Origin of the sequence: Nocardia jejuensis NBRC 103114 (genome assembly GCF_001613145.1) — a bacterium.
In the GTDB taxonomy this organism is placed as follows: domain Bacteria; phylum Actinomycetota; class Actinomycetes; order Mycobacteriales; family Mycobacteriaceae; genus Nocardia; species Nocardia jejuensis.
In genome coordinates, this window is the sequence record NZ_BDBU01000017.1 from 1 (window position 1) to 4,865 (window position 4,865).

General features: G+C 67.7%; 1 protein-coding gene. It reads left to right on the plus strand.

What is annotated here, in order from left to right; all coding sequences use genetic code 11:
* Nucleotides 1–4,865, plus strand: a 4,865-nt coding sequence (locus NJ1_RS13775) for a type I polyketide synthase (protein ID WP_157573945.1), incomplete at both ends; no start/stop codon positions are given.

Consider the following 4,865-nt stretch of genomic DNA (forward strand, 5'->3'; position numbering starts at 1 on the left):
CACATGGCACCGGTACCAGGCTCGGTGATCCGATCGAGGCGCAAGCGTTGCTGGCGACCTATGGCCGGCGCGAGCACGGTGAGCCGCTGCGTCTGGGTTCGATCAAGTCGAATATGGGTCATACGCAGGCGGCTGCGGGTGTGGCGGGTGTGATCAAGATGGTGCAGGCGTTGCGGTTCGAGCGGATGCCTGCGACGTTGCATGTGGATGAGCCGTCGCCGCATGTGGATTGGGCGTCGGGTCGGGTGGAGTTGTTGACCGAGGCGCGTGAGTGGCCGCGTAACGGTCGCCCTCGGCGTGCGGCGGTGTCCTCGTTCGGGATCTCGGGAACCAATGCCCATGTCATCCTCGAAGAAGCGCCGATGGAGGCGGAAAGCGCCGACCCGCCGAATGCTCCCGCGGCCCCGCTGGTTCCGTGGATGGTGTCCGCGAAATCCGCTGCCTCCCTTGCCGCTCAGGCGCACAGACTGATGGATCGCGGTGCGGTGGGGGATAGGGCGGTCGCCGATGTCGCCGTTTCCCTGGCACGGCGCTCGGTGTTCGAGCATCGGGCGGTAGTGCTCGGAACCGAACACGAGCAATTGCTGGCGGGTCTGAAGGCGATCGGCTCCGGGTCAAGTGAATCGGTCGACGCTGTGGTGGCGGGCATGGTCCGGGTGTCCGGTGAACGGACCGCGCTGGTGTTTCCGGGTCAGGGTTCGCAGTGGGTCGGAATGGGCCGGGAGTTGCTGCGGAGTTCTCCGGTGTTCGCCGAGCATATGGGTGCGGTGGACGAGGCGTTGTCCGCGCTGGTGGATTGGTCGTTGCTGGAATTGATGTCGGGGGCTGTCGCCGATTTCGATCTCGAACGGGCGGACGTGGTTCAGCCGGTGTTGTTCGCGGTGATGACGTCGTTGGCGCGGTTGTGGGAGTGGGTCGGTGTCCGTCCGGACGTGGTGATCGGTCATTCGCAGGGCGAGATCGCGGCGGCATACGTGGCGGGTGCGTTGTCGTTGCCGGATGCGGTGCGAGTGGTGGTGGGTCGGAGTCGCGCGATCACGGCGATCGCCGGCTCGGGAGCGATGGTCTCGCTCGCGGTTCCGGCGGCCGAAGTACGAGAGCTGATCGCCGAGTGGGGAAGCTCGTTGAGCATCGCCGCGGTGAACGGCCCTGCGGCGACCGTGGTTTCGGGTGACGTGCGGGCGGCGGTCGAGCTGCTGGCCCGCTGTGAGCACGACGGTGTGTGGGCGCGCCGGATTCCGGTGGACTACGCATCACACTCCGAGCAGGTCTTGCCCCTGCGGGAATCCGTGCTCGAGGCGCTGTCAGGGATCGCTCCACGCACAGTGCCGCCGGGCGGTCCGGTGTTCGTGTCGACGGTGACCGGACAGGTGATGGACACGGTGGGACTGACGGCGCGGTACTGGTTCACGAACCTTCGGCAGACGGTGCGATTCGAGGAGGCCGTTGCCGCCGCGTTCGAGGCCGGGTGCCGCGTCTTCGTGGAGTCGAGCCCGCACCCCGTCCTCACCGGCAGCATCGGGGACACTCTCGACGCGAGGTCCGACTCGACGACCGTGGTCGTGGAGTCCTTGCGCCGAGACGACGGTGGTCTGCGGAGATTCCTGACCTCGGCGGCCGAACTGTTCGTCGCAGGCGGCCCTGTCGACTGGTCGGCGGTCGCCGGAGCCAGTGGCGGTCGCTGGATATCTCTGCCGCCCTACGCATTTCACCATCGCCGATTCTGGTCGCCTCCGCAGCGCAAGAGCGATGCGGCAGCCCTCGGGGTGCACGCGATCGGACACCCGCTTCTGGGAGCATGGGTCGAGGCCCCGGACACCGATCGCGTGGTCGTGACCGGACGCGTATCGCTGGATTCGATGCCGTGGCTGGCAGATCACGCGGTCGCCGGCCGAACGGTGTTCCCTGGCACAGGTTTCCTCGAGCTGGTGGCCACGGTCGCCGACCGCGTGGGTTGTGCGGAGATTCGCGATCTTGCCCTCATCGCGCCGTTGCTGTTGCGTGAGGACGCCGTTCGGCTGCGCATCGTCGTGGATGAGCCCGACCCCGAGGGTGGACGTGCGGTGCGGGTGTACTCCGGGCCTGATATCGGCGACCTCGACGACGGGCGGGACGAGCCCACCGGGACCTGGACGGCGCACGCCGAGGCGGTGATCGCAGCCGCCGTGGCCACACGAGGACCCGGGGTAGATCGGACATCGTGGCCGCCCGCCGGCGCGGTAGCCCACGACATCGCCGCGATATACGAGGAATTGGCGCGTCGCGGTTACGAATACGGGCCGGCGTTCCAGTGTTTGGCCGGGGTATGGCGTGACGGCGACGAAGTGTGTGCCGAGGTGGCGTTGCCCGAGGGCGACGCGACCGGATTCGGCGTGCACCCCGCGCTGCTCGACGCGGTGCTACACGCGGTGCTGACGACCACCGGCTCCGACGACCGCGTGCGCCTGCCGTTCACCTGGTCCGATGTTCGCGTCCACGCAGTGGAGGCGACGCGGCTGCGTGTGCGTATTCGCGTCATCGGCGAGGAGACCGTGTCGATCCTTGCGAGGGATGTTTCGGGAGCGCCGGTCTTGACGGTGGAATCGCTCGTGCTGCGCCCGATATCGACCGAAGCGCTCGGTGACGCGGCGTTGTCGACTGCGCCCGATGGCCTGCACCAGGTGCTTTGGCGGACAACGGAAGTCGGTACGAATCCGGTCTCCGCGCCACGCGAGCTGACGGTCGTGCGATCGGTCTCCGATCCGTCTGCACCCGACGTGGTCTGCGACGCGCACGAACGTACGGCGCGAGTGCTGGACTTCCTGCGGACCTGGTTGTCCGGTGAACACGCGGCCGACGCACGTGCGGTGATCGTGACGCGGGGCGCAGTCGACACCGGCGATACCTCGGTGACGGACGTCGCGGGTGCGGCGGTGTGGGGTCTGGTGGCATCGGCGCAGTCGGAGAACCCGGGCCGGATCGTGTTGCTCGACAGCGATTCCGATCTCGACGAGGACGCGATCGCCCAGGTGCTGCGGGGTGCTCCGGACCGGGAGTCGAAGTTGGCGTTGCGGGCGGAGCGAATACTGCTGCCCCGGCTGGCCAGAGTCGAGTTCAGCGGCGCCGAAACCGGCGTCAGCGACCTCGATCTCGCCGTGGGGACCGTGCTCGTCTCGGGTGGAACCGGTGGCCTCGGCGCGCTGGTTGCCCGGCACCTGGTCGAGGCGCACGGTGTGCGGGACCTGGTGCTGACCAGTCGGCGCGGGCCCGACGCTCCGAACGCGGAGGCGGTGGTGGACGAATTGCGTTCGGCGGGAGCCCGGGTGCGAGTCGTGGCGTGTGACATCACCGACCGGGTCGCGGTGCGGGATCTGGTTTCCGGGATCACGACCACGGGTCGCCTCACCGGCGTGGTGCACGCCGCCGGCGTCATCGACGACGGCGTGATCGAATCTTTGACTCCCGAGCGCCTGCGGGCCGTCATGGCCCCCAAGGTCGATGGCGGCTGGAATCTGCACGAGGCGACCGAGGGCCTGGATCTCGCATTGTTCGCGGTGTTCTCCTCGATCGTCGGAACTGTGGGCATGGCTGGGCAATCCAACTATGCGGCGGGTAATCGCTTCCTCGACGGTGTGGTCTCCTACCGCCGCGCACGAGGATTGGCGGGCGTGTCCTTGGCCTGGGGGCTGTGGGATCGCGCCACCGGTATGACCGGTCATCTCGATGCCGCCGCGGTGGCTCGTATGCGACGTGAAGGCGTTGCCGCGCTCTCGACACGTCACGGTCTGGCGCTGTGGGATGCCGGCCTGGCGAGCGGGCAGCCACTGCTCGTGGCCGCTCGCATGGATCGTGCGGCATTGCGTAGCGCCGCCGAGAACGATCGGCTGTCGCCGATGCTGTCCGGGCTGGTCCGCGAAGTCCGCCGCATCGCGGCCGCCGTGGAATCGGAGTACCTCGACGGACTGTGGGATCGGATCGCACCCCTGAGCGCCGAGCGGCGGTACGAGGTCGTGCTCGACCTGGTGCGCACACAGGCGGCGGCGGTGCTGGGCCATGACGCCGGTACGGCGATCGACCCCGGCCGCGCCTTCAAGGAATTGGGTTTCGACTCGCTCGCGGCACTGCAGTTCCGTAACGCTCTCGTCGCCGCGACCGGCCTGCGACTTCTGTCCAGCCTGATTTTCGACTATCCGACGGCTGAGGCGCTGACACGCCATCTGCTCGCCGAATCGGGCGCCGCGCCGAGTCCGGCTCCGAGCCGGGTGCTCCCGTCCACCTCGACCGTCGAGGAGACGCTGGTGATAGTCGGTATGGCGTGCCGATACCCGGGTGGGACCGATTCACCGTCGGATCTGTGGTCGGTGGTGGACCGCGGAGTCGATGTCGTGGGTGAGTTCCCGCTCGATCGTGGGTGGGATGTGAGTGGTCTGTACGACCCGAGGCCGGGACAAGCCGGCAAATCCTATACGCGCTCGGGTGGATTTCTCAGTGCGGCAGCTGATTTCGACCCTGGCTTCTTCGGCATCAGTCCCAAGGAAGCCCTATCGATGGATCCACAGCAGCGTCTGCTGCTGGAGGTGTCGTGGGAGGCGCTCGAGGATGCCGGGATCGAACCGGAGAGCTTGAAGGGAAGTGCGACAGGGGTTTACGCGGGCCTGATGTACCACGACTATCCGGACAGTGATGGGTTCGGCGCCGTGGCCTCGGGTCGGGTGTCGTATGCGCTGGGTCTGGAGGGTCCCGCCGTCACGGTGGATACGGCGTGTTCGTCGTCGCTGGTGGCGTTGCATCTGGCCGGGCAGGCGGTGCGGTCCGGTGAATGCGACCTGGCTCTGGTCGGCGGTGTGACCGTGATGGCGACACCACACATGTTCGTGGAGTTCTCG